Source organism: Nakamurella multipartita DSM 44233, from assembly GCF_000024365.1.
GTDB classification, from domain to species: domain Bacteria; phylum Actinomycetota; class Actinomycetes; order Mycobacteriales; family Nakamurellaceae; genus Nakamurella; species Nakamurella multipartita.
Map to the genome: position 1 here is coordinate 5,607,995 of NC_013235.1, position 25,260 is coordinate 5,633,254.

Annotated in this window: 20 protein-coding genes and 2 pseudogenes; 10 read left to right on the forward strand and 12 right to left on the reverse strand. The window is 72.6% G+C overall.

Annotated features, from left to right (window positions below; genetic code table 11):
• Positions 1-443 precede the first annotated feature (443 nt).
• The 5 genes and pseudogenes from NAMU_RS24925 to kdpB all read right to left on the reverse strand — a co-directional run bounded on the left by NAMU_RS24925 (position 444) and on the right by kdpB (position 7,678).
• On the reverse strand, positions 444-1,289 hold the full coding sequence (locus tag NAMU_RS24925; RefSeq protein WP_015750108.1) for an aminodeoxychorismate lyase: 846 nt from the start codon (positions 1,287-1,289) through the stop codon (positions 444-446).
• Positions 1,290-1,324: 35 nt separating this feature from the next.
• A complete protein-coding gene (locus NAMU_RS24930; protein ID WP_015750109.1) occupies positions 1,325-2,002 on the reverse strand; it encodes a response regulator in 678 nt (225 codons plus the stop codon).
• Positions 1,999-4,610: pseudogene (locus NAMU_RS24940) on the reverse strand (ATP-binding protein). The gene NAMU_RS24930 and the pseudogene NAMU_RS24940 overlap by 4 nt, the downstream one beginning before the upstream one ends.
• Before the next feature lie 45 nt (positions 4,611-4,655).
• Entirely contained in the window at positions 4,656-5,522 is an 867-nt protein-coding gene (locus NAMU_RS24945) for a potassium-transporting ATPase subunit C (protein WP_015750111.1), read from the reverse strand.
• Positions 5,522-7,678 (reverse strand): potassium-transporting ATPase subunit KdpB, encoded by a 2,157-nt coding sequence (kdpB, locus tag NAMU_RS24950; RefSeq protein WP_015750112.1) that lies wholly within the window; start codon positions 7,676-7,678, stop codon positions 5,522-5,524. The genes NAMU_RS24945 and kdpB overlap by 1 nt, the downstream gene beginning before the upstream one ends.
• Before the next feature lie 101 nt (positions 7,679-7,779).
• On the opposite strand from kdpB, the pseudogene NAMU_RS24955 reads away from it, so the two are divergent.
• Positions 7,780-9,331: pseudogene (locus NAMU_RS24955) on the forward strand (IS1182-like element ISNml3 family transposase).
• Positions 9,332-9,512: 181 nt separating this feature from the next.
• On the opposite strand, the gene kdpA reads toward NAMU_RS24955, so the two are convergent.
• Entirely contained in the window at positions 9,513-11,168 is a 1,656-nt protein-coding gene (gene kdpA, locus NAMU_RS24960; RefSeq protein ID WP_015750113.1) for a potassium-transporting ATPase subunit KdpA, read from the reverse strand.
• Positions 11,168-11,257 (reverse strand): K(+)-transporting ATPase subunit F, encoded by a 90-nt coding sequence (gene kdpF, locus NAMU_RS29635; protein WP_041369434.1) that lies wholly within the window; start codon positions 11,255-11,257, stop codon positions 11,168-11,170. The genes kdpA and kdpF overlap by 1 nt, the downstream gene beginning before the upstream one ends.
• A 256-nt stretch (positions 11,258-11,513) precedes the next feature.
• On the opposite strand from kdpF, the gene NAMU_RS24970 reads away from it, so the two are divergent.
• On the forward strand, positions 11,514-12,293 hold the full coding sequence (locus NAMU_RS24970; protein ID WP_138180468.1) for a DUF4118 domain-containing protein: 780 nt from the start codon (positions 11,514-11,516) through the stop codon (positions 12,291-12,293).
• A gap of 16 nt (positions 12,294-12,309) precedes the next feature.
• On the opposite strand, the gene coaA is transcribed toward NAMU_RS24970, so the two are convergent.
• Complete coding sequence (gene coaA, locus NAMU_RS24975; RefSeq protein ID WP_015750115.1) at positions 12,310-13,239, reverse strand: type I pantothenate kinase; 930 nt, start codon at positions 13,237-13,239, stop codon at positions 12,310-12,312.
• Between the two features lie 269 nt (positions 13,240-13,508).
• Between coaA and ygfZ the strand changes: the two genes are divergently transcribed.
• From ygfZ to NAMU_RS25000, 5 genes are all read left to right on the forward strand, one after another.
• Positions 13,509-14,618, forward strand: a complete 1,110-nt coding sequence (ygfZ, locus tag NAMU_RS24980; protein ID WP_015750116.1) for a CAF17-like 4Fe-4S cluster assembly/insertion protein YgfZ — start codon at positions 13,509-13,511, stop codon at positions 14,616-14,618.
• Positions 14,619-14,623: 5 nt separating this feature from the next.
• A complete protein-coding gene (locus tag NAMU_RS24985; RefSeq protein WP_015750117.1) occupies positions 14,624-15,574 on the forward strand; it encodes a threonine ammonia-lyase in 951 nt (316 codons plus the stop codon).
• An 82-nt stretch (positions 15,575-15,656) separates the two neighbouring features.
• Positions 15,657-16,211: a hypothetical protein gene (locus NAMU_RS27895; RefSeq protein ID WP_015750118.1), complete on the forward strand. Its 555-nt coding sequence runs from the start codon at positions 15,657-15,659 to the stop codon at positions 16,209-16,211.
• An 89-nt stretch (positions 16,212-16,300) separates the two neighbouring features.
• A complete protein-coding gene (locus NAMU_RS24995; RefSeq protein WP_015750119.1) occupies positions 16,301-17,275 on the forward strand; it encodes an asparaginase in 975 nt (324 codons plus the stop codon).
• A 150-nt stretch (positions 17,276-17,425) separates the two neighbouring features.
• The gene (locus tag NAMU_RS25000; RefSeq protein ID WP_015750120.1) at positions 17,426-17,668 is read left to right on the forward strand and encodes a DUF3073 domain-containing protein; all 243 of its coding nucleotides are present in this window, start codon (positions 17,426-17,428) and stop codon (positions 17,666-17,668) included.
• 25 nt (positions 17,669-17,693) lie between these two features.
• Here NAMU_RS25000 and NAMU_RS25005 read toward each other — a convergent pair whose 3' ends face one another.
• Complete coding sequence (locus NAMU_RS25005; protein ID WP_015750121.1) at positions 17,694-18,692, reverse strand: magnesium transporter CorA family protein; 999 nt, start codon at positions 18,690-18,692, stop codon at positions 17,694-17,696.
• 128 nt (positions 18,693-18,820) lie between these two features.
• Here NAMU_RS25005 and NAMU_RS25010 point away from each other — a divergent pair, with 128 nt between their 5' ends.
• Both NAMU_RS25010 and NAMU_RS25015 read left to right on the forward strand, forming a co-directional pair.
• Complete coding sequence (locus tag NAMU_RS25010; protein WP_015750122.1) at positions 18,821-20,032, forward strand: type III PLP-dependent enzyme; 1,212 nt, start codon at positions 18,821-18,823, stop codon at positions 20,030-20,032.
• A complete protein-coding gene (locus NAMU_RS25015) occupies positions 20,029-21,360 on the forward strand; it encodes an MFS transporter (protein ID WP_015750123.1) in 1,332 nt (443 codons plus the stop codon). The genes NAMU_RS25010 and NAMU_RS25015 overlap by 4 nt, the downstream gene beginning before the upstream one ends.
• On the opposite strand, the gene NAMU_RS25020 is transcribed toward NAMU_RS25015, so the two are convergent.
• Positions 21,323-21,943, reverse strand: a complete 621-nt coding sequence (locus NAMU_RS25020) for a TetR family transcriptional regulator (RefSeq protein ID WP_217180631.1) — start codon at positions 21,941-21,943, stop codon at positions 21,323-21,325. The two genes, NAMU_RS25015 and NAMU_RS25020, sit on opposite strands and share 38 nt — an antisense overlap.
• Before the next feature lie 97 nt (positions 21,944-22,040).
• On the opposite strand from NAMU_RS25020, the gene NAMU_RS25025 reads away from it, so the two are divergent.
• A complete protein-coding gene (locus NAMU_RS25025; protein ID WP_015750125.1) occupies positions 22,041-22,916 on the forward strand; it encodes an oxidoreductase in 876 nt (291 codons plus the stop codon).
• A gap of 9 nt (positions 22,917-22,925) precedes the next feature.
• Here NAMU_RS25025 and NAMU_RS25030 read toward each other — a convergent pair whose 3' ends face one another.
• Both NAMU_RS25030 and purM read right to left on the reverse strand, forming a co-directional pair.
• Positions 22,926-24,050, reverse strand: a complete 1,125-nt coding sequence (locus tag NAMU_RS25030) for a winged helix DNA-binding domain-containing protein (RefSeq protein WP_015750126.1) — start codon at positions 24,048-24,050, stop codon at positions 22,926-22,928.
• Between the two features lie 42 nt (positions 24,051-24,092).
• Positions 24,093-25,175, reverse strand: coding sequence for a phosphoribosylformylglycinamidine cyclo-ligase (purM, locus tag NAMU_RS25035; protein ID WP_015750127.1), 1,083 nt, complete (start codon positions 25,173-25,175; stop codon positions 24,093-24,095).
• Positions 25,176-25,260: the final 85 nt, after the last annotated feature.

Genomic DNA, 25,260 nt, shown 5'->3' on the forward strand with positions numbered 1-25,260 from the left:
GAACGCGCTCATCGCAAAGCTCCGAGACCGTTTCAACCTCCTAGCACCGCCCGACTTCCGCGACGCCCCTCGCGGGCTCGTTGAGCAAACCCGATAGTCGGGATCCGTGGCTCGCGCAACCGTGATCCCTGAGGTGACTAGAGCTGTCCCGTATGGCGATCCGATGCCCGCCGCTTCCGACACTGCGCTTCCCTTCCTCGGCAGAATTGCCGGTGACCCGCTTTACCCTCGCTCCGCGAGTTCGGTCCCGCTGGTGCGCGAGGACGGGTCTACTCGCCGGAGTTGGGGGCGATCGACCCTTGACCAAGGTCCCGGAGCCGGCCGGCCTGCGCACCTCGAACGCCGCCCCCCGCTGCGACGCGCGATCCAGGCCCGTCAACTGGGCGCCACTGGCGGATGGGGTTCACCGTCGACGACGAGGACCGAGAGACCGCCGAGAGAGCTCAGTCCGGCACGTCGAGCAACCGGTGCAGTTCCCCGGTCAGCGCACCGTCGGCCCGCGGCCGCCCGTCGATCGCCACCACCGGCGCCAGCAGCCGGGCGCTGGAGGTCAGCCACACCCCGTCCGCGGCCCACAGATCGGCCGCCGTCAACGGCTCGGTCTGCACGTCCCAGCCGGCCGACTCGGCGGCCCGGAACAGCCGCCGCACCGTGATGCCGGCCAGGATCGCCTCCTCCGGCGGCGTGACCAAGGTGCGTCCGCGGGCCAGCACGACCGACGAGGTGGGCGCTTCGAGCACCCGCCCGTCGGCATCCAGGAAGATCACGTCGTCGGCCCCGTTGGCCCGGGCGTGCCGCAGGGCGGCCATGTTGACCCCGTAGGACAGCGTCTTCGCACCGGCCAGCAGCCACGGCGCCGACGTCGCCGCCGCCACCGTGAACCCTCGCTCCAGCAGCAGCACGCGCACGCCGGACCGCCGCTGCCGGCGGCTGGCCATCGGCAATTCCGCGCCCAACACGTAGCAGACCGGCTCGCTGCCGTGCTCCGGGCCGCGGCTGGCGATCAGCCGCAGCACCATCTGCGATCCGCCGGTCCAGGCCTGCAGGGCCGCCTGCACGCCCGGCCGCCACTGATCGGGCGCGGGCACGGTCAGGCCGGTCTGCTCGGCGGAGACGGTGAGCCGGATCAGGTGCTCATCCAGATCGCGGGCGATTCCGTCGACCACCAGCGTGGTCTCGAAGACCCCCTCGCCGCGCAGCACCCCGAGGTCGTCCGGGCGCAGCAACGGCTGCGCCGGGTCGAGCAGGGTTCCGTCGAGCAAGGCCACCACCACGCTGCCGTCCGCCACCGCCGCACCCTAACCGGATTCCGGGTCCCCCGGGCTCACGGTTGGAACCGGTACCCCATGCCCGGCTCAGTGAGCAGATGCCGGGGCCGGGCCGGATCGGCCTCCAGCTTGCGCCGCAGGTGGGCCATGTACTGCCGGATGTAGTGGGTCTCCTGCTCGTAGGCCGGCCCCCAGACCTGCTGCAGCAGGCTTCGCTGGGTGATCAGCTTGCCCGGGTGGGTCAGCAGGATTTCCAGCAACTGCCATTCGGTGCGGGTCAGGTGCGGCGGCTCGCCCTCGTCGGCGGCGATCGTCCGGTCGGCCAGGTCGATCCGGAACCGGCCGACGACGACCTCGGCGCTCGCGTCGGCACCGGTCGAGCGCCGGGTAACGGCCCGGATGCGGGCGAACAATTCGTCCAGGCTGAACGGCTTGGTCACGTAGTCGTCGGCGCCGGCGTCCAGGGCCAGCACCTTGTCCGAGCTGCCGACCCGGCCGGACAGCACGATGATCGGCACCGCCGTCCAGACCCGCAGTCGCCGGATCACCTCGACGCCGTCCAGGTCGGGCAGGCCCAGGTCCAGCACGACCAGGTCGGGCGGGTGGGTGGCCGCCGCCTCCAGCGCGCCGCTGCCGTCCTCGGCCGTGACGACATCGAAATGCCTTGCCGCCAGGTTGATCCGCAGCGCCCGCAGCAGTTGCGGTTCGTCGTCGACCAGCAGCACCCGGCTCACGATCGTCCCTTCGGCCAGCTGTCCACCCGGTTCAGGATCGTCGGGTCCGCCGCCTGCGCCTCGGGCGCATCGGCGTGGTCGGCCACCGGCAGGCTGATCGTCATGGTCAGGCCGCCGCCCGGGGTGGTGTCCGGGGTCAGCGTGCCGCCCATCGCCTCGGTCAGTCCGCGGGACAGCGCCAGGCCCAGACCGAGGCCGCTGGTGTTGTCGCGGTCGCCGAGCCGCTGGAACGGCAGGAACACCCGGTCGTAGTCCTGCGCGGCAATACCCGGGCCGTGGTCGATGACGCGCACCTCGACCCGCCCGTCGTGCTCGCTGACGGTGACCATCGGCGGCCGGTCCGGGGGCTGTGCCGGACCGCATTGGCGATGACGTTGGCCAGCACCCGTTCCAGCAGGGCGGCGTCGGCGGTCACGTCGGGCACGTCGTCGGCGTCGCGGACCTGCACGGCGCGACCCGCCTCGCCCAGGTCGTCGACGGCGATCGGAACCAACTCGGCCACGCCGATCGGCTGTAGGTGCATGGCCAGCGCCCCGGCCTGCAACCGGCTCATGTCCAGCAGGTTCTCCACCAACCGGCTCAGCCGGGCCAGCGACTCCTCCGCGGTGGCCAGCAGCTCGTCCCGGTCCTGCGGCCCGAACGTGACGTCCGAGCTGCGCAGGCTGGTCACGGCGGCAGTGGCGGCGGCCAGCGGGGTGCGGAAGTCATGACCGACGGCCGTGAGCAGCGCGGTCCGCAGCCGGTCCACCTCGGTGAGCCGGACGACCGCCGCGGCCTGCTCGGACAGCCGTTGCTGGCGCAGGGCCACGGCCGCTTCGGCGCCGAACGCCTCCACGATGCGCTGGTCGGCGGCCGCCAGCGCCGGGCCGCGCAGGACCAGGGACACCTCGTCGTTGACGGCGACCTCGACACCCTGAGCCGGGGCGGTGCTCGGCGATTCGCCGACCCAGGCCGCGACCGACCAGGCCCGCTGGTCGCGCCGCAGGTCCGGCCCGGCGACGGTGTCCGGGTGCCGCTCCAGCAGGGTCACGCTGTCCTGGCCGAACGTCTCCCGCACCTGTTCCAGCAGCGCGGGCAACGGGCGTTCCCCGCGCAGCACGCTGCCGGCCAGGGTGGACAACGTCGCCGCCTCGGCCTGGGCCCGGGACGCCTGCCCGGTGCGTCGGGCGGCCAGGTCCACCACCACACTGACCGCCACCGCGACCAGCAGGAAGGCCAGCAGGGCCAGCAGGTTCTCCGCCTCGGCGACGGTGAACTGGTGCAGCGGCGGCACGAAGTAGTAGTTGAGCAGCCCGAACCCGAGGAACGCCGCGACCAGCGCGGGCAGCAGGCCGCCGACCAGGGCCACGCCGACCACGCCGAGCAGCAGGGCCAGGATGTCGCTGGGCAGGCTGAGCTGCCCGCGCAGCCCGATCAGCGCCAGGCTCAGCAGCGGCATCCCGACCAGCGCCAGGACGAAGCCCAGGACGCGCCGGCGCCGGGTCAATGCCCCGGCCCAGGACGGGCGCGGCGGCCGGCGCCCGGACTGCGCCTTTTCGTGGGTGACCAGGTGCACGTCGATCGCGCCGGACCCGGCAGTGGTGGTGACGCCCACGCCGCGGGCGAACAGCTGCGCGAACCGGCCGCGCCGGCTGGCCCCCAGCACCAGCTGGGTGGCGTTCACCCCCCGCGCGAAATCCAGCAGGGCGGTGGGGATGTCGGCGCCGACCACTTGGTGGTAGGTGCCGCCCAGGCTTTCCACCAGGGCCCGTTGCCGGGCCAGGTGCGCCGGTCCGGGTCCGGCCAGCCCGTCGGAGCGGATGATGGTGACGGCGATCAGGTCGGTGCCCTTGGTCCGGTCGGCGATCCGCGCGGCCCGGCGGATCAAGGTGTCTCCCTCGGGCCCGCCGGACAGCGCGACCACCACCCGTTCCCGGGCCTCCCAGGTGTCGGTGATGTGGTGGTCGGCCCGGTACCGGTCGAGCTGGTCGTCGACCTTGTCGGCCAACCAGAGCAGGCCCAGCTCGCGCAGCGCGGTCAGGTTGCCGACCCGGAAGTAGTTGTGCAGGGCCGCGTCGACCTTGTCCGGCCGGTAGATGTTGCCGTGGGCCATCCGCCGGCGCAGCGCCTCCGGCGTCATGTCGACCAGCTCGATCTGGTCGGCGCGACGCACGATCTCGTCCGGCACGGTCTCCCGCTGGACGACGCCGGTGATCTCCTGCACCACGTCGTTGAGGGACTCCAGATGCTGGATGTTCACCGTGGTGATCACGGTGATGCCCGCGTCCAGCAGCTCCTCGACGTCCTGCCAGCGCTTACCGTGCCGCGACCCGGGCACGTTGGTGTGCGCCAGCTCGTCGACCAGGACGACCTGCGGTCGCCGGGCCAGCACCGCGTCCAGATCCATCTCGGCGAAGCGGGCCCCCCGGTACGGCCGGACCTGCCGCGGGATCACCTCCAGCCCCACCAGCAGCGCCTCGGTCAGCGGTCGCTCGTGGCCCTCGACGACGCCGACGACCACGTCGGTGCCACGCTCGAGCCGCCGGTGCGCCTCCTCCAGCATCTTGTAGGTCTTGCCGACCCCGGGCGCGGCGCCGAGGTAGACGCGCAGCTGCCCCCGTGTTCCCATCGCGCCTCCTCTCGCCGGCACCCGGTCCGCACCTGCCCGCCCGGTCTAGGCCCGGTACGGGTACTGCCGATCCAACTCCACGTTCAGCTCCAGCACAGTGACGACCGGCTCACCCAGGAACCCGAGGGCGCGACCGGTGGTCTGCTCGTCGATCATGGCCTGCACCGTAGCCAGGTCCACCCCGCGGGCGGCGGCCACCCGCGGAGCCTGCAGCCGGGCATAGTCGGGGCTGATGTGCGGGTCCAGGCCGCTGCCGCTGGCCGTCACCGCGTCCGCCGGAACGGCCGGGACCGCGGGGGCGTCACCGGGGATCGGCGTGAGCACACCGCCCGAGTAGTCCTCCCCGGCGGCGGCGCACTCCACCGCAACCCCTTGGTAGGTCGGCTGGAACGGGGTGGCCGGGCACGGCTGGTTGACGCTGACCGCCCGGACCACCGGACCGGACAGGCCGCCGGACCGGAAGACCGACAGCACCGCGCCGACCCCGTCCTCGGTGCAGTAGGGACGCCGGCCGTCCACCCCTTCCAGCTCGCCGACCGCCTTGCTGCGGGCGCACACCTGGCTCAGCAGGCTGGGCGCGACGGCGCCGTCGACGGTGCGATCCACCACGTCCTCGGGACCCAGGTTGGACGCGCCGCTGACCGTGGGGTCGTACCCGCCGGCCGACGGCCGCGACTGGAAGTACTGCCGCAGCGGGTTGCCGGCGGCGTCGGTGAAGCTCTGGCCGATCAGGCTGCTGCCGACCGCGGAGCCGCCGGAGTCGATCACCGAGCCGTCGGCGCGCCCGTCCAGGCCGGGCAGCTGGGCGATGCCCAGCACGGCCAGCGGGTAGAGCACACCGAGCAGCACGGTGAACACCAGCAACGCGCGGAGCGCGGCGACGTGGGCGGCCACCCACCCGGGGACGCGCATCACGACATCCCCGGAATCAGCGAGACGACCAGATCGATGAGCTTGATGCCGACGAACGGCGCCACGATCCCGCCCAACCCGTAGATCAGCAGGTTGCGCCGGAGCATCGCCGCGGCACTGCCCGGGGTATAGCGGACGCCGCGCAGGGCCAACGGGATCAGCACCACGATGATGATCGCGTTGAAGATGACCGCGGACAGGATGGCCGAGGTCGGGCTGGACAGCCGCATGATGTTCAACGCGTCCAGGCCCGGGTACACCGCCGCGAACATGGCCGGGATGATCGCGAAGTACTTGGCGATGTCGTTGGCGATGGAGAACGTGGTCAGCGCCCCGCGGGTGATGAGCAACTGCTTGCCGATCTCCACGATCTCGATGAGCTTGGTCGGGTCCGAATCCAGGTCGACCATGTTGCCGGCCTCCTTGGCCGCCGACGTCCCGGAATTCATCGCGACGCCGACGTCGGCCTGGGCCAGCGCGGGGGCGTCGTTGGTGCCGTCGCCGGTCATCGCAACCAGCCGGGCCCCGGCCTGCTCCCGCTTGATCAACGCCATCTTGTCCTCGGGGGTGGCCTCGGCCAGGAAGTCGTCGACGCCCGCCTCCTGCGCGATCGACCGGGCGGTCAGGGCGTTGTCTCCGGTGATCATGACGGTGCGGATGCCCATCCGGCGCATCTGGTCGAACCGCTCCCGCATGCCGGCCTTGACCACGTCCTTGAGGTGCACCACGCCCAGCGCGCGGGCCGGATGCCCGGGATCGAGTTCGGCGACCACCAAGGGGGTTCCGCCGCTCGCGCTGATGCCGTCGACCAGCGGGCCGATGGTCGAGATGGCGTGTCCGTCGTTGTCCCGCACCCAGGCCATCACCGCGCTCGCGGCACCCTTGCGCACCCGGCGGATTCCGCCGGCGGCCGGCAGGTCGACCCCGGACATCCGGGTCTGGGCCGAGAACGACACCCAGCTGGCCCCGGCCAGCTCACCCGGATGCCGTTCCCGCAGGCCGTATTCGGTCTTGGCGAAGACGACGATCGAACGGCCCTCGGGGGTTTCGTCGGCCAGGCTGGACAGCTGGGCGGCGTCGGCCAGTTCCTGCGGGGTGACGCCCGGCACCGGCAGGAACTCGCTGGCCTGCCGGTTGCCCAGGGTGATGGTGCCGGTCTTGTCCAGCAGCAACGTGTTCACATCGCCGGCCGCCTCGACCGCCCGGCCGGACAGGGCCAGCACGTTGCGCTGCACCAGCCGGTCCATGCCGGCGATGCCGATCGCCGACAGCAGCGCCCCGATGGTGGTCGGGATCAGGTACACCAGCAACGCGATCAGCACGATGCCGGTCAACCCGGTAGCGGTCAACGCCGCGGTGTCCGGGGCGGCCGGGTTCTGCTGCTTGGAGTAGATCGCCAGCGGCTGCAACGTCGCGACGGCCAGCAGGAAGATGATGCTCAGCGCGGAAAGCAGGATGTTCAAGGCGATCTCGTTCGGCGTCTTCTGCCGGTTGGCCCCCTCGACCAGGCCGATCATCCGGTCCAGAAAGCTCTCCCCCGGCTTCTGGGTGATGCGCACGACGATCCGGTCGGAGAGCACCTTGGTGCCGCCGGTGACCGCGCAGCGGTCCCCGCCGGACTCCCGGATGACCGGCGCGGACTCGCCGGTGATGGCCGATTCGTCGACGCTGGCGATGCCCTCGACGACGTCCCCGTCGCCCGGGATCACCTGCCCGGCCTCTACGACCACGACGTCGTCCACGGTCAGCCCGCTCGCCGGTACGGCAATCTCGGCCGCCTCCCGCGACCCCGGCCGCCAGCCGGTCAACCGGCGGGCCACCGTGTCCTGCTTGGCCTTTCGCAGCGATTCGGCCTGGGCCTTGCCCCGCCCCTCGGCGACCGCCTCGGCCAGGTTGGCGAACAGCACCGTCAGCCAGAGCCAGATCGTGATCGACCAGGCGAACACCGACGGGCTGGCGATGGCCAGGATCGTGGTGCACACCGACCCGATCTCCACGATGAACATCACCGGATTGCGCCACAGGGTGGCCGGATTCAACTTGCGCAGCGCGTCCGGCAGCCCGGCGAGCAGTTGCCGGGGGTCCAGCAGGCCCCCACCGACCCGGTGCGGGCCCTCAGGTCGGGGCCGGGCCGGCGCATCGGCCGTGATCGTCATGTCATTTCTCCACAGATGGTGCGACAGAGTGCTTCTAGGACGCTCCTGAATTATCCGTATGTCGGCCCCTGTTGATCTTGTGGGTTCGGGATGATCTTGGTGTGCAGGGTCGGTCGCGGGATCAGCGTGAGTTGTTGGATGCCGAGTCGGTAGTCGGTGGGCTGCTCAAGCCGGGCAGCGTGTTCGCGTTTCTGGCCGCGCACCGTCGGGAGGTGTTCCCGGACGGCATGTTCGCGGATCTGTTTCCGTCGGGTCGGGGCCGCCCGTCAGTGCCGGCCGACGTGATGGCGTCGGTGATTGTGCTGCAGGCTCTGCACGGCCTGTCCGACGCGGACACGGTGGACTCGGTGACGTTCGATCTGCGGTGGAAGGCAGCGTGCGGGTTACCGGTGACCGCTGCGGCGTTCCATGCCACGACATTGACGTACTGGCGGCGTCGGCTGGCCGCTTCGCAGTCGCCGAACCGGATCTTCGACGCGGTCCGCCAGGTCGTGGACCAGACCGGGGTGCTGGCTGGAAAGAGCAGGCGAGCGTTGGATTCCACGATCCTGGACGACGCGGTCGCCACCCAGGACACGGTCACCCAGTTGATCGCGGCGATCCGCCGGGTCCGCCGCGAGGTACCCGGCGCCGCCGAGGTCGTCGGCGAGCACTGCTCGGCTCACGACTATGACGACCCGGGCAAACCGGCGATCGCCTGGAACGATCAGCAGGCCCGCGAGGCCCTTGTCGATGCGCTGGTCACCGACGCGCATCGGGTGCTGGGACACCTGCCCGACCAGGAGCTCGGACCGAAGGCGGCGGACGCGGTCGCCCTCTTGGCGTTGGTCGCCGGGCAGGACGTGGAACCGGTCGAGGGCTCGGACGGCACCGACGGACGGTGGCGGATCGCGCAGCGGGTCGCCCCGGACCGGGTGATCTCCACCGTGGACCCGGAGGCGCGGCACGCCCACAAGACCGTCCACCGGCGGCAGGACGGGTTCAAGGCACACATCGCGGTCGAACCCGACACCGGTCTGGTCACCGCCTGCGCGGTGACCATGGCCAGCGGACGCGGCAACAGCGACGCCGAGGTTGGACCCACCTTGCTGGCACAGGAGACCGAAAAGCTGCACGTGCTGGCCGATTCGGCGTACGGATCGGGCCGCGCGGGCCGAACTGGACCATGCCGGGCACATCGCGTTGATCAAGCCGTTCCCGCTGCGGTCGGCCGTGCCGGGCGGGTTCACCCTGGACGACTTCACCGTCGACCCCGAGGCCAGGACGGCCACCTGCCCGAACGGGGTGACCCGGTCGATCACCGCGCAATGGTCCGTCACCTTCGGAGCGGCTTGCCGCGGCTGCCCGCTCCGGGCCCAATGCACGACCAGCGACGCCGGTCGATCGCTGAAGCTGACCGAGTACGAAAGCCTGCTCAGGGCGGCCCGTCGACAAGCGGAAACCGAGGACTTCCAACAGGTCTACCGACGGCACCGGCCGATGGTCGAACGATCGATCTCCTGGCTGGTCCGCGGCAACCGCAAAGTCCGCTACCGCGGCGTCGCCAAGAACGACCACTGGTGGCACCACCGCGCCGCTGCGATCAACCTCAGGCGAATGCTCACCCTCGGGCTGACGCGGGTGAGCGGGACGTGGACCATTGCACCGGCCTGACCGGCCGGCACGAGACCTCACCGGGCCGTGAGCAACGGCCCGTCCCTCCGATCAGTCAGGAGAATCATCCAGGGCCGGGCGACGACTCAGGACCACGCCTGACAGCCCGATCACGCGCGAACGCTCCCACTGTCCCAAAGCGAACTCCCGAACCCACAAGTGACCGTTATTCAGGAGCGTCCTAGAGACCCTCGGCCAGCGGGCCGAGGGCAAGCGCGGGCAGGTAGGTCAGGGCGACCAGCACGACGGTGACGCCGGTGAGCATGCCGACGAACAGCGGCTGGTCGGTCCGCAACGTGCCGACCGACGCGGGAGTGGGTCGTTGCCGGGCCAGCGATCCGGCCAGGCCCAGCACCAGCACGATCGGGAGGAACCGCCCGAGCAGCATGGCCAGGCCGAGCGCGGTGTTCCACCAGCCGGTGTTCACCCCGAGCCCGGCGAACGCGGACCCGTTGTTGTTGCCGGCCGAGGCGAAGGCGTACAGCACCTCCGACAGGCCGTGCGGGCCGGTGTTCAAGGCGGTGTCGTTGTTGCCGGTGGCGAACGCGGCGGCGGTGCCGACCAGCACGATCAGCGGGGTGACCAGGAAGTACAACGAGGCGAAGGTGATCTCTCGGGCGCTGATCTTCTTGCCCAGGTACTCCGGCGTCCGGCCGACCATCAGGCCGGCGACGAACACCGTGATCACCGCCAGCACGAGCATGCCGTACAGGCCCGACCCGACCCCGCCCGGGGCCACCTCGCCGATCAGCATGTTCAGGATCGGCACCCCACCGCCGAGCGCGGTGTACGAGTCGTGGAACGAGTTCACCGCGCCGGTCGAGGTCAGTGTCGTCGCGGCCGCGAAGGTGGCCGATTGCGAGACCCCGAAACGACTCTCGGTGCCCTCGGTGGCCGCGCCCACCGCCTCGGGCACGGTCCCCTGGTGGGCCAGCTGCAGGGCGTTGACGGCGATCACACTGAGCAGGGCCAGCGTGGCCATGACGGCCAGGATCGCGTAGCCCTGCCGGCGGTTGCCGACCATCCGGCCGAACGTGCGGGGCAGGCTGAACGGGATCACCAGCAGCAGGAAGATCTCCAGCCAGTTCGTCCACGACGTGGGGTTCTCGAACGGGTGCGCGCTGTTGGCGTTGTAGAAACCGCCGCCGTTGGTGCCCAGCTGCTTGATGGCCTCCTGGCTGGCCACCGGTCCCCCGGTCAGGTGCTGCGTGCCGCCGGCCAGGGTGGCGACATCGGTTCCGGCGGAGAGGTTCTGCACCACCCCGCCGGCCACCAGGACGACCGCGCCGATCACCGCGACCGGCAGCAGCACCCGGATCACGATGCGCACCAGGTCGACCCAGAAATTGCCGAGCCGGTCGGTCGCCGCCCGGGCGAACCCACGGATCAGGGCGGCCGCCACCGCGATGCCGACCGCCGCGGAGACGAAGTTCTGCACGGCCAGGCCGGCCGCCTGCACCAGGTAGCCCATCGTCGTCTCGCCCGAGTACGACTGCCAGTTGGTGTTGGTGACGAAGTTGACCGCGGTGTTCCACGCCTGGTCCGGGGCCACCGCATCGAAGCCCAACGAGAGCCACAGGTGCTGCTGAACCCGTTGCAGCGCATACAGCGCCAGGACGGACACCGCACTGAAGGCCAGCACGCTGCGCGCGTACACCCCCCAGCTCTGCTCGCTGCCGGCGTCCACCCCGACCAGCCGGTAGATCCCCCGCTCGACCCGGGCGGGCCGGCCGGGCTCCAGCACCCGGTACAGGTAGTCACCGACCGGGCGGTGCGCCAGCGCCAGGGCGAGGACCAGCGACCCGACCATCACCACCCCGGCCACCGTCGGGCTCATCAGAACCGCTCCGGGAAGACCAGCGCAACCAGCAGATAGCCGAGCAGGAGCACCGCCACCACGGCCCCGACGGCATTGACCCAGGTCACCGCCGCTCCGCTCCCTTCACCGCCAGGCCGAGCACGGCGAACACCACCACCGTCACCAGCACGAACCACAGATCCAACACCGTCTATCCCTTGCCCATCCAGCTTTTCGCGTCCCCGGCGGTCACCCGACCGCCCGACCGATCACACGCCCGGCCCGGTCGCGATGCGGCCGTTTTCACGCAATCCCTACGGCGCCGGCGCGAATTTTCACGTTTTCGCGACGGCGGCCCCGGCCGGACCGGAGTTCGATGGACTCATGCGAGTGGATCCGTTCCTGCAGGCCCATCGCGGCTGGGTGACCGCGATCAGCGCCGCCGCGCCCGTGCTGGCCTGCGCGGCGCTGGGCCTGTTCACCGACTCGGTCGCCAACACCACGGCGGCCCTGATCCTGGTGCTGTTCGTGGTGGCCGCCGCCGCGACCGGCATCCGGCCGGCCGGGGTCCTGGCCGCGCTGACCGCCGCGGCCGGCTTCGACTACTTCCTCACCGCGCCGTACCACGCGTTCACCATCACCGACCCGGACGACATCGAGACGGCGGTCCTGCTGCTGCTGGTCGGTGCGGCGGTCGGGGAGATCGCGCTGTGGGGGCGCCGGCAGGCCGCCCGGGCCAGCCGCGAACTGGGCTACCTGGACGGGGTGATGGGGACGGCGTCGACGATCGCGGCCGGCCGGTCGTCGACCGCGGAGCTCATCGACCAGGTCGGCCGGCAGATCCGCGCGGTCCTGCAGATCGACGACGCCCGCTTCGACCCGGCCACCCACTACGGCGGGCCGAGCCTGACCGGCGACGGCACGGTCACCCGGGGCGGACACAGCGTCGACGTGAGCCGGCGGGGGCTGCCGACCGACGCGACGATCGCGCTACCGGTGCGCAGCGGCGGCGCCGTCTACGGGCACTACCTGCTGACCTGCTCCACCCGGGTCGCCCGACCCTCGCGCGGGCAGCTGCGGGTGGCGGTCATGCTGGCCGACCAGGTCGGGGCGGCGCTGGCCGGCACCCGTGGGCGCCAGGGATCGCCAACGATCAGCGACTGACCCGGGCCCGCCCGACTCAGAGCTTGCGCAGCCGGATCCGGCTGACCGTGTGGTCGGGGCCCTTGGTCATCACCAGGGTGGCCCGGCCGCGGGTCGGCGCGATGTTCTGCACCAGGTTGGGCTCGTTGATGGTCCGCCAGATCCGTTCGGCCGTCGCCTCGGCCTCCTCGTCGGTCAGCTCGGCGTACCGGCGGAAGTACGAGTGCGGGTCGGCGAACGCGGTCGACCGCAGGTGCAGGAACCGCTCGATGTACCAGCGGCGGACGTCGGCCGGGTTGGCGTCGACGTAGATGGAGAAGTCGAAGAAGTCGGGCAGGGCGAGCACGCTGCGACCCGTCTCGTCCAGCGAGGCCGGCTGCAGCACGTTGAGCCCCTCGACGATCAGCACGTCGGGCTTGCGCACCACGACCTGCTCGCCGGGCAGGATGTCGTAGGTCAGGTGGTCGTAGCGCGGGGCCCGCACCTCGTCGGCCCCGGACTTGACCTCGACCACGAACCGGAGCAGTGAGCGCCGGTCGTATGACTCCGGGAAGCCCTTGCGGTGCATGAGGTTGCGTTCCTCGAGCACCTTGTTCGGGTAGAGGAAGCCGTCGGTGGTGACCAGTTCGACCCGCGGCGTCCCCGGCCACCGGGCGAGCAGCTCACGCAGCACGCGCGAGGTGGTGGACTTGCCGACGGCCACCGATCCGGCCACCCCGATGACGAACGGCGTCCGGTCGGTGCGCTCGCGCAGGAACGTCGTGGTCAGCCGGTGCAGCGCGCCGACGCCACCGACGTACATGTTCAGCAGCCGGGACAGCGGCAGGTAGATGGTCTGGACCTCGTCCAGGTCGATCGGATCGCCCAGGCCACGGAGTCGCTCGATCTCGGCTTCGGTCAGCGGCAGCGGGGTCGACTCGGCCAGCGCCGCCCAGGCGGCGCGATCCATCTCGACGAAGGGCGTCACCCCACTCCCGTTGAACAGCGGGAGCCGCCGCCGTCGTGCCGGCGCGGTCACCGGTGCCCCCGGGACCTCGCTGTCGTCAGCCACGCTGCGCCATTCTGCCGCCCCCACCCCGCGGCGGCAGACCGGTCCCGTTCCCTTACCTGTGACCTGCGCCTCACCGGGTGTTCACCGGCGACCGGGCCGGGCCCGGGCCGAACCCCGGGCCGGACCCTGGCTGAACCGGCCGCCGGCCGCCGACCGGGCGGCCCCGATCGGTGGGCCTGCCTACCATGGGCGACATGGCGACACCGCAGGTCCGATCCTTCCCCCCAGTGCCCTCCCCGCTGCTCGGCCTACCCGGGGCGGTGGCCGCCCGGGGCGCGGACGAGGGCGTGGCCTGGCACTACGGCGATCCGACGGCCGAGCAGCGGGCGGCCGAATCCGGCGCCGCCCTGATCGACCACACCAACCGGGACGTGCTGGCCGTCACCGGTGAGGACCGGCTGACCTGGCTGCACACGCTGAGCAGCCAGCACCTGACCGACCTGGCCGACGGGGCCAGCACCGAAGCCCTCTTCCTGTCCCCCAACGGTCACGTCGAGCACCACGCCGTGCTCACCCACCAGGACGGGGTCGTCTACCTGGACACCGAGCCCGGGGCCGGCGCCGCCCTGCTGGCCTTCCTGGACGGCATGCGGTTCTGGTCCAAGGTCGAGGTGGCCCCGGCCGACCTGGCCGTGCTGGCGCTGGCCGGCCCGACCGCCGCCGACGTGGCCGGCCGGGCGCGCAATGCCGAGCCCGGCCGCTCCGGCCCGGACGGCGGGTTCACCCGGCGGTCCGCCGAAGGCCTGGATCTGGTCCTGCCCCGCGCCGCGGTCGGCGCGGTCGCGCAGGAACTGCGGGCGGCCGGGGCGGTGCCGGCCGGCAGCTGGGCGGCCGACGCGCTGCGCATCCCCACCCGCCGCCCCCGCTGGGGCGTGGACACCGACGAGAAGACCATCCCCAACGAGGTGAGCTGGCTGAGCACCGCCGTGCACCTGCACAAGGGGTGCTACCGCGGTCAGGAGACGGTCGCCCGCGTGCACAACCTGGGCCGCCCGCCCCGCCGGCTGGTCATGCTCAACCTGGACGGCTCTGTCGGCACCCTGCCCGAGCCGGGCGAACCGGTCACCAGCGGCGCCGGCCGGGCCGTCGGCCGCCTGGGCACCATCGCCCAGCACCACGAACTCGGCCCGATCGCGCTGGCCCTGATCAAGCGGTCGGTGGAGGCCGGCACCCCGTTGCTGGTCGGCGGCATCGACGCGGTCGTCGACATCGACGACCGGCTGGACGAGGGCCAGCAGCAGACCCCGCTGTCGGCGATCGACCGGCGCGCCTTCACCCAGCTCCGGCGGAGCTGACCCCGGTGCCCGAACTGGTCACGCTGCCGCTGATCCAGGACGCCGCCACCCTGATCCGTCCGCACGCGGTGCGCACGCCGCTGCTGGCCGCGCCGTGGCCGGACCTGTGGCTCAAGCCGGAGAACCTGCAGCCGATCGGTGCCTTCAAGATCCGCGGCGCGGTCACCGCCATCGCCCGGCTGGACCCGGCCGCCCGGGCCGGCGGGGTGCTCGCCCACTCCTCGGGCAACCACGCACAGGCGGTGGCCTACGCGGCCCGCGCGTTCGGCACCACCGCGCACATCGTGATCCCGGACAACGCCCCCGAGCGCAAGATCCAGGCCACCCGCGACCTGGGCGCCACCGTCGAACTGGTGCCGTTGGAGCAGCGCTTCAGCCGGCCCGAGGAGCTGGCGGCGGCCACCGGCAAGCCGATGATCCCGCCGTTCGACCACCCCGACGTCATCTCTGGCCAGGGCACCATCGGCCTGGAGATCGCGCAGGACCTGCCCGACGTGGACGTGGTGCTGGTCCCGGTCTCCGGCGGCGGGCTGATCTCCGGGGTGGCCGCGGCGATCACCGCGCTGCTGCCGCGGGCGGTCGTCATCGGGGTCGAGCCGGAGCTGGCCGGGGACGCCGCCGAGTCGTTCCGGGCCGGCCGGCGCATCCCGTGGACCCCGGCCCAGACCGCCCGGACGATGGCCGACGGGCTGCGCACGTTCACCGTCGGCGAGCTGCCCTGGGCGCACATCAGCCGCCAGGTGCACGACATCGTGACGGTCACCGAGGACGAGATCGCCGACGCGACCCGCCGGTTGCTGCTGCAGGCCCGGCTGGTCGCCGAACCCAGCGGCGCGGTGGCCACCGCCGCGTTCCTGCACCACAGGCACCAGCTGCCGCCGGGCCGCACCGTCGCGGTCGTCTCCGGCGGCAACATCGACCCGGCCGTGCTGCGCCGGCTGCTGGACGCCGCGTGAGCGGTCCGGGCCGGACCGGGCCGATCGAGGGGCCGGTTCCGGTCCTTCCCGAGCATCCTGAACGACCGGACGTGGCCCCTCGATGAGCGTCGACGGCATCCTGATCAGCCTGGCCCCGGCCGCCGGCGAGCTGGGCCACCTGCTGCGGGTCGCCATCGACGCCGAGCAGGTCGGCGCCACCCGCATCCACCTGGCCCTCGACCAGCCCGACTTCGTCGCCGCGGTGGCCGGGCTGCGCCGGCAGACCGACCTGATCATCACCACCGACCCGGCCCACCCCGGGGCCGACCTGGTCGATCGGCTGCCGCCCGACGTCACCGAGATCGTCCTGGACGGCACCGACCCGGCCGCGCTGACCGCCGAGGTCGCCCGGGTGGTCGCCGCCGCCACCGGCGAGATCAGCGTCGGCGGGCGCGGCGCGGCCGCGGTGCCGGTGCTGTTCGCGGCGATCGCGGCCGGCGCCGACCTGCTGGTCGGCACCGCCCTCACCCCGGTCGAGCCGTCCGCCCCCGGCCAGGACCCGCCGCGCGGCCGGGACGACGCCGCATTGGTCGCCCGGGCCAGCGGGCTGGCCCGGATCGCCGGACGGCCGGCCGCCCAGGGCAAACCGGCCCGTGCCCGCTGGCGGATCGGCTGAGCCGAACCCCGCCCCGCCCGACCCCGCCCGACTGAGCCACCCCGAACCCCGAACCCCGAACCCCAGTCCTGAACCCCGAGGAGCACCGGTTGAGTACAGCCCCCGTCGAACTGGTCCACGTCCACCGGTCCGGCCTGCACGAGGGCACTCACTACGGCTCGGTGGTGATCACCGCCGCGGACGGCTCGGTCGAGTTCGCCCGGGGCGACCTGCGCACCCCGATCTTTCCCCGGTCGTCGAACAAGCCGTTCCAGGCCGTGGCCATGCTCGAGTCCGGCGCCGACCTGCGGGACGCCGACCTGGCCCTGGCCGCGGCCTCGCACTCGGGTGAGCCGATGCACGTCGATCGGGCCTTCGACATGCTCGAGCGGGCCCGGCTGACCGAGGACGACCTGGGCTGCCCGCCGGCGTTCCCGATGGAGGAGACGGCCAAGCGGGCCGCGCTGATGGCCTCGGGAGAGCCCCGGCGGATCTTCATGAACTGCTCGGGCAAGCACGCCGGCATGCTGACCGCGGCCGTGGTCAACGGCTGGTCGACCGACGACTATCTGGACCCGGCCCACCCCCTGCAGCGCCGGGTGCTGGACGTGGTGACCCGCCTCACCCAGGAGGAGCCGGCCGCGGTCGGCATCGACGGGTGCGGCGCCCCGCTGTACGCGGTCAGCCTGCCCGCCCTGGCCCGCGGGTTCGGCGCGACCTGCAGCGCCGAACCGGGCTCGACCGAGCGGCGGGTCGCCGACGCGATGCGGGCGTTCCCGGCCATGGTCGGCGGCACCGGTCGCGACGACACCCGGCTGATGAGCGCGTTCCCCGGGCTGCTGGTCAAGGGCGGTGCCGAAGGCGTGCACTGCGCGGCCTTCCCGGACGGCCGCTGCGTCGCCCTGAAGATCACTGATGGCGGCGACCGGGCCCGGATGCCGGTGCTGGTCGCGGCGCTGCGCCGGATGGGGCTGACCCCGCCCACCGCGGCGGCGGCGCGGCTGCTGGACGAGTTTGCGGCCGGACCGGTGCTGGGCGGCGGGCAGCCGGTGGGCGCGGTGACGGTGGCGCCGGGGGTGTTCTGAGCGTCCGACACGCCGGATGCGGCCCGGACCACACGCCGAGTGGGTGTGGGAACAGTCCGACCGAGCCTGTACTGTTGGGGGCACGAAACACACCTGATTCCGGGGCCGCCGTCTTCGGCCGCCCCGCTTCTTACTGCAAGGGGGTCCGCCATGGGGCGAGGCCGGCAGAAGGCTAAGCAGACCAAGGTCGCGCGGGAGCTCAAGTACCACACCTCGTCGATCGACGTACATGCCTTGCAGCGCGAACTCACGGGCGGGACGCAGTACCAACCGCACCCCCCGGTCGCCGAAGCCGACGAGGATGACGACGACGACCCCTACGCCCTGTACTCCAAGTACGTGGCCGACGAGGACGACGACGCCACCCCGGGGTACGCGAGCGGCCGTCGCTGACGGCTGTCTCTGGTCGTGAGGCTGGTCACCACCAGCCTTTGCGCTTCGACCAGATGAGCAGGGATATCGACATCGCCAGCATGATCGTCAGCAGGATGGCGAGCTGCCCGTAGTGGGTCTCGTCGTTGACGATCACGTTCATGCCATAGATCGAGGACAGCGCGGTGATCGGCAGCGTCACCGCCGCGATCACCGCCAGTCGCTCGGCCGCAATGGTCATCTTGGTGTTCGTTCGCGCCTGGTAGAACTCGATGGTGCCGACCAGATACTCCTTCTGGCCGTGCGCCATCGACCGCAGCCGCTCGAACTGGTCGACGCTGTCCTCCAGGAGCAGTTCGCCGGCCGGGCCGAACGCCTCGATCTTGGCCATCCGGGCGTAGACCTCGCGGCTCAGTGAGGCGATCGTCTCGACCGCGAGCAGGCCGTGCCGAGCCCGGAACATCTCCTCCAGGAACTGCTCGGCGTCGCCCAGGTGGCCCCCGGTCACCCGCTGCTCCAGTCCCCAGACCTCCTGGGTGAGCGAGGCGATCATCGTCCGCAGCCGGCCGGTTAGCGACGAGGTCAACCCGTGCGAGAGCTCGTAGGCGGCCGTCGGCCGCAGCCGGCCCGACTCCAGGCGATGGATCAGCGACGAGGTCTCCACCGTCGCCGCCGCCGGGTCGACCGCCGGGTTGAGCGGGCCGTGCGTGGTGACCAGGAAGTTCGTCCCGATGAACTGGTCGAGCTCGACGAAGTGCACGTGCCCGCCGTGCCCCGGATGCGGGGCGTGTAGGACCAGGAAGACGTGGCCCGGGTAGACGTGGACCTTGGGCACCTGATTGCGTTCCCGGCAGTCCCGGATGGCCAGCGGATGGAACCCGAAGACCTCGGTCAGCACCTGCTCGGCCTGGGCGTCCCAGGTCGGGACGTCCACCCAGGTGACGCCGTCGGTCCGGGCCAGCAGCTGCGGCAGCTCGGCCACTGCATGCTCGGTCAGCACCGGCCCGTCGTCAGCGACTGACGTTCGCACGAACCTGACGTCCACGACGCCTCCCCAAGTGCCTGGTGCCGGACGCCGTGACCCGGCACGGCCGGGACCAGTGTGCCCCCGCGGTATCAGAAGCGGGTGTTCGGCATCTGTTCCAGGGCAGCCGAACCCGACAGGGGGAACCTATGGGACTTCTCGCCGCCGTCGGGGAACCGACGCCCTCGCCCGATGCCCGGCCCGCCGAGCCGGACGCCACCCCCGTCCTGCGGGTGGACTGTGCCGTCGTGCAGGCCCGGTACCGGCGGTTGGCCGCCGTCCTGCCCGGCGTCGACCTGCACTATGCGGTCAAGGCCAATCCGAGCCCGCCGGTTCTGCGTACCCTGGCCGGTCTCGGCGCGCGGTGGGACGTGGCCAGCCCGGGTGAGATCGAGGCGGTTCTGGCGGTCGATCCGGATCCCCGCCACCTCTCGTACGGCAACCCGATCAAGAAGTCGAGCGACATCGCCGCGGCCGCCCGTCGCGGCGTGCGCCGCTACACCGTGGACAGCCCGGCCGAGCTGGCCAAGGTCAGCGCGCACGCGCCCGGCGCGCAGATCCTGGTCCGGCTGAGCACGTCCGGGGCCGGCGCCGACTGGCCGTTGGGCGGCAAGTTCGGCTGCCCGGAGCGGGAGGCGCGGACCCTGCTGCGCACCGCGGCCGCGGCCGGCCACGAGGTCGGGATCAGCTTCCACGTCGGCACCCAGCAGCGTGATCCCGGGGCCTGGGACGGGCCGCTGGCCGCCGCCGGCCGGCTGGACCGGGGCCTGCGGGGGGCCGGCGCCCGGCTGAGCACCGTCAACCTCGGCGGCGGATTCCCGGCCGGCATGCTGGGCCGGACCCAGAGCGCGGCCCGGTACGGGCAGGCGATCCGAGACGCGGTGCGGCGGGCCTTCGGGGCGCAGCCGCCGGCCCTGATGGCCGAGCCCGGCCGGTTCCTGGTGGCCGATGCCGGGACGCTGGTCAGCGAGGTCGTGCTGGTCAGCGACCGCGGGGGCGAGCGGTGGGTCTACCTGGACGCCGGGCTGTTCACCGGACTGGTCGAGGCCTACGGCGAGAGCCTGCGCTACCGGCTGGCCGTCGAACGCACCGGCGGGCCGTTCGCCTCGGCCACCACCGAGGCCATCCTGGCCGGCCCGACCTGCGACAGCCTGGACGTGCTGTACCGGCGGCACCGGTACCGGCTGCCGGCCGATCTGCGACCCGGCGACCGGGTGCATTTCCTGTCCGCCGGCGCCTACACGGCCAGCTACTCCACCGTCGGCTTCAACGGCTTCGCCCCGCTTCGGGTGGAGTTCACCGGGTCGACCGGCGCAGGGTCGGCCGGCGCAGGGTCGGCCGGCGCGGGGCCGACGGGATGAGCCCGCCACCGGCTCCGCGACCGACCTACCGCTCCGCGCTGCGCACCCGGCCGTTCCGGCGGCTGCTGGCCGGGCACGGCCTGGGCACGATCGCCCAGCTGATGCTCACCCTGGCCGTGGGCATCGAGGTCCTGGAGCGGACCGGCTCGGGTTGGTGGGTGTCGGTGACGGTCGCCCTCGGCTTCGTGCCGTACGTGCTGGCCTCGGGCTACGCCGGCCTGCTGGCCGACCGGCACTCGCGCAGCACCGTGCTCACCCTGTCCTTCTCCACCCGGGCCGGCTGCGCGGCCGTGCTCGTCGCCGGTCTGGCCCTGCACGGGCCGATCGCGCTGCTGGTGACGGTGGCCGCGGTGGCCGCCGTGCTGGCCACCCCGTCCTACCCAGCGCTGGCCGCGGCCACCGTCCAGTGCGTGCCGGACGAGCAGCTGCCGCCGGCGAACGCCCTGGTCACCGGGGTGGAGAACGTGACCTGGATGGCCGGGCCGGGCGTGCTCGGGCTGCTGCTGCTGATCGGCGCCGGCCCCACCGTCGGCACCGCGACCGCGGCCGGGCTGTTCGTGCTCGCCGCGGCCCTGTCGGCCGCGGCCCGGCTGCCCGCCCCGGCTCGTCCGGACGCCGCGCCGGGGGTGCTGGCCGAGCTGCGCGCGGGACTGAGCGCGGTGGCGCGGGTCGCCGCCGTGCGCCGGCCGATGACCGTGGCGGTGATCGACAACTTCCTCTACGGCTACCTGGTGGTGGCCATGGTGCTGTTGGCCGCCGAGGTCTTCGCCGGTGACGGCGGCGGCGATGGCGCCGACAACCGGGCGATCGGGCTGTTGAACGCGGCCCTGTCGGTCGGCGGGGTGCTCGCCCTGCTGCCCATCAACCTGCTGGCCGCGCGGTTCCGGCCGGCCCGTCTGCTGCTGGTCACCATGACCGGGTTCGGTGCGGTCACCGTGCTGCTGGGCCTGTCCGGCGCGATCGGCGCACCCGTCGGGCTGGCCATGGGCCTGGTGGCCGTCGCCGGCGCCGGATCCCTGATCGCCGAGGTGACCGCGGTGACGCTGCTGCAACGGGCCGCGCCGGACGAGCTGACCGCCCGCGTGTTCGGCGTCTACGACCAGCTCAACGTCGGTGCCCTGGCCCTGGGGTCGCTGCTGGCCGGCCCGCTGGCCGCGGCGATCGGCGCCGGACCGGCGATGGTCGCCGTCGCGTCGACCTGCCTGGCGCTGGCCGCCGTGGCCACCGGCCGGCTGCGGGAACCGGCCCGCCGGGGCCGGCACGCGGCCGCCGGTCCCGGGCGAGCGAGCCTCAGCCCGCCGGTGGGATCGCTGGGTCCGACGGGGTGATCAACCGGGCGACGGCCCGGCAGGTCGCCTCCCGGCGCTCGGCGAGCTCGGCCGCATCGGCCGGGCGCCCGGCCAGCACGAGGCTGCCCTGCACCACCCCGAGGATGAGCTGGAGCAGGCGCTCGGCCGGCACGGCATCGTCGACCTCGCCCGCCCGCTGGGCCGCGGCCAGCGCCTCGACCTTGCGCACCGAGGAGGCCTTCGCCTGCGGCAGGTCCTCGACCGATCCCGTCCGCTCCAGGCTGTACCACAGGGCCAGCCGGACCAGGCTCGGATGGGTCAGGGTGAAGTCGAACATGCGGCCCGCGTAGCCGGGCAGGTCGTGGGCGTCGAACGGCACGGTGTCCACCAGCTCGCCGATGATCGCCTCGACGGTGGCGTCGAACAGGCCTTCCTTGCTGCCGAAGTAGGCGTAGATCCGTTCCTTGTTCGCTGCGGCGGCCGCCGCGATCCGGTCGACCCGCCCGCCGGCCAGCCCCCGCTCGGCGAACTCGGCCGTCGCCGCGGCCAAGATGCGGCTGCGCGTCAGGGCCGCGGACCGTCCCGGTCCCCGGACCACTGCCTCGTCGTTGTCTGCCGGCACCGGTCCAGCATAGCCAACCAACTGGTTTGTTGACCGATGTCGGGCTCGACGCGTACGGTGGAAGCCAACCAACCAGTTGGCTTTGAGGAGAGAACCCATGACTGCACCCGTCGCCCTGGTCACCGGAGCGTCGTCGGGCATCGGTGACGCCACCGCCCGCCGCCTGCTGGAGCTGGGCTACCGCGTGTATGCGGTCGCCCGGCGACTGGACCGGATGGCGGCCCTGGCCGAGCTCGGCGCGGTCACCGTGTCCACCGACCTGACCGACGACACCTCGATGGTCGAGCTGGTCGACCGCGTCCTGGCCGACACCGGCCGGATCGACGTGCTGGTCAACAACGCCGGCTACGGCTCCTACGGCGCGCTGGAGGAGGTGCCGCTGGCCGAGGCCCGCCGGCAGATCGAGGTCAACGTCTTCGCGCTGGCCCGGCTGACCCAACTGGTCCTGCCGTCCATGCGCGAGCGCCGCCGGGGCACCATCGTCAACATCTCTTCCATGGGCGGCAAGTTCGGGGAGCCGCTGGGCGCCTGGTACCACGCGAGCAAGTACGCGGTCGAGGGACTGAGCGATTCCATCCGGGCCGAGCTGGCCCCGCACGGCATCGACGTCGTGGTCATCGAACCCGGCGCGATCCGCACCGAATGGGGTGGCATCGCCGCCGCCGGCCTGCTCGACCGGTCCGGCTCGGGCCCTTACGCCGACCAGGCCCGGCGCAGCGCCAAGGTGCTGTCCGCCGGCGAGTACCAGGGTTCCGCGCCGGAGGTCGTCGCCCGGGCCATCGGCAAGGCCGTCACCGCCCGCCGGCCGCGCACCCGGTACGCCGTCGGGTCCGGGGCCAAGGCCATGACCGTCGCCGCCTGGCTGTTGCCCGACCGGATGATGGACCGCATGATCAGCGGCTTCTTCGGGGTGGCCGCCCGCTTCACCCCGGACCTGCCGGCGGCGTCGCGGGAGGTCACGCCGACCCGGTAGGCCCTGGGTTCAGCTCGGCTGGGTGGTCACGTCGGCCGCCACCGGCCGGTCCAGGTAGCGGCCGTAGTCCTGCACGGCGTCGTCGATCGCCCGCCGCTCGGCGGCCGACCACGGGCGCAGGGACTGCAGCTCGACGACGGCCTGCGTCGCGGTCAACCGGTGCCGCCAGTGGCCGGCCAGTACGCCGTCGATCAGCACGGCGTGCAGGTAGGTGGTCCCGTTCAGCACCGGCAACCCGGCGGTGGTCCCCGATCCACCGGGCAGGATCGCCGCCCGGCTCTGGCTGTAGGACATGATCATCTCGTCGTAGCCCTGCAGCAGGTCGACCCGCGGGCGGCCTGCGCGGCCGGCCGCGGCCGCCGGTCCGGGTCCGGTCTCGCCGTAGTAGGTCACGCCGTCCCGCTGGTCCTGCGCGACCCCGGTCGCGTCCAGCCCGGCCCGCGCCTGGGTGAGGGTCAGGCTGGCCCAGCCGGCGAAGTCCTTCGCGGTGACCGGCGCCCGGCCGGCCACGTACCGGGCGGCCAGCTCGACCAGGGCATCCGCCTCGTCCCGCTCGCCCTGCGCCGGCACCCGGTCGGCGAAGGCGGCGTAGGTGTGCTGCTGACCGGCCATCGCGCCACTGATCAGCACCTCGTCCAGCTCGGCGTGCATCATCAGGTGACCCAGCCGTTGGCCGCTCGCGGCAATGCCCGCGGCCGCCAGAGCGTCGGCCAGCTCGCGCCGGGTCCGCTGCCGGCCGCCGGCGAGTTCCTCGGCGAGCAACGCCTCCGCCCGGTCGATCTCGGCCCGGTCGAGGCCGAGTTGCCGGTCGTAGCCGGCCAGCTGCCGGCGCAGGCGGGGCGCAGTCAGTCGCAGCAACGGCCGGACGTCCCGCGGCCGCACCAGGTGCCAGGTCGTCCGCAGCACGTGCGTGCGCAGGATGTCGCCGCGGTCGAAAGCGGCCAGCAGGTCGGCCCGGCCGGGCCGATCGGCCGGCCGGACCCGCTGGGCCAATGCCCACAGGGCGTAGGCGAACTCCTGACCCTGCATCGCCACCAGGGCATCGAGCACGGCCGGCGCGTCGGCCGCCGTCGGCGCCCACAGCCCCTGACGGTGCAGCCGGGCCGCGGCGACCCCGTCCCACTGCTCATCCATGGCCACGATCCTCACCCAGGTAGCGGTCAGGATCTGTCCGGATCAGAACCGGGGATGGTCCCCGCACAGGGTGACCCGCTCGCTGCGGTCGCCGGAGTTCTCGACGGTGCCGAGCACGACCGACCACACGTGCCGCGCGGTCAGCATGGCCATGGCCCGGTCGACGTCCTCCTGCGGGAGCACGGCGACCATGCCGATGCCCATGTTGAACGCCTTCTCCATCTCGTCGCGGGCCACCCGGCCGTGCGAGGCGATGTAGCCGAACACCGGCAGCGGGCTCCACGCCCGGCGGTCCAGCGCGGCGGTCAGCCCGTCCGGGATGACCCGGGCCAGGTTGTTGGCCAGGCCGCCCCCGGTGATGTGCGCGTAGGCGTGCACGTCGGTCTCCCGCATCAGCGCCAGGCAGTCCAGCGCGTAGATGCGGCAAGGCTCCAGCAGCTCCTCGCCCAGGGTCCGGCCGAACTCCTCGACGTGCCCGTCCAGCCGCAGCCGGGCGATGTCCAGCAGCACGTGGCGGACCATCGAGTAGCCGTTGGAGTGCAGGCCGGACGAGCCCATGCCCAGCACCACGTCGCCGGCCCGGACCCGGTCCGGGCCGAGCACCTCGTCGGCCTCGACCACGCCGACGCCGGTCGCGGCCAGGTCGTAGTCGTCCGGGGCCATCAACCCGGGATGCTCGGCGGTCTCCCCGCCGACCAGCGCGCAGCCGGCCAGCACGCAGCCGTCGGCGATGCCGGAGACGATCGCGGCGATCCGCTGCGGGTCGAGCTTGCCGGTGGCGATGTAGTCCTGCAGGAACAACGGCTCCGCGCCGCTGGCCACCAGGTCGTCCACGACCATCGCGACCAGGTCGATGCCGATGGTGTTGTGCACGTCCATCGCCTGGGCGATCGCGCACTTGGTGCCGACGCCGTCGGTGGACGAGGCCAGCAGCGGCTCGCGGTAGCGGTGCAGGGGCAGCCGGAACAGCGAGGCGAATCCGCCGATGCCGCCGACGACCTCGGGCCGACGGGTGCGGGAGGTGAAGGGCTTCATGAGGTCGACCGCGGCCTCACCGGCGGCGATCGACACCCCCGACCCTTCGTACGTGGCCCCGGAGCCGATGGGGTGGCGGGTGTCGGTCATGCGGTTGCTCGTCTCGTTCTCGACCCGGAACTCCGCCGGGCCGTACCGGTCGACCGCTCGCCTCTGAACGGTCGTGACCTTGGGT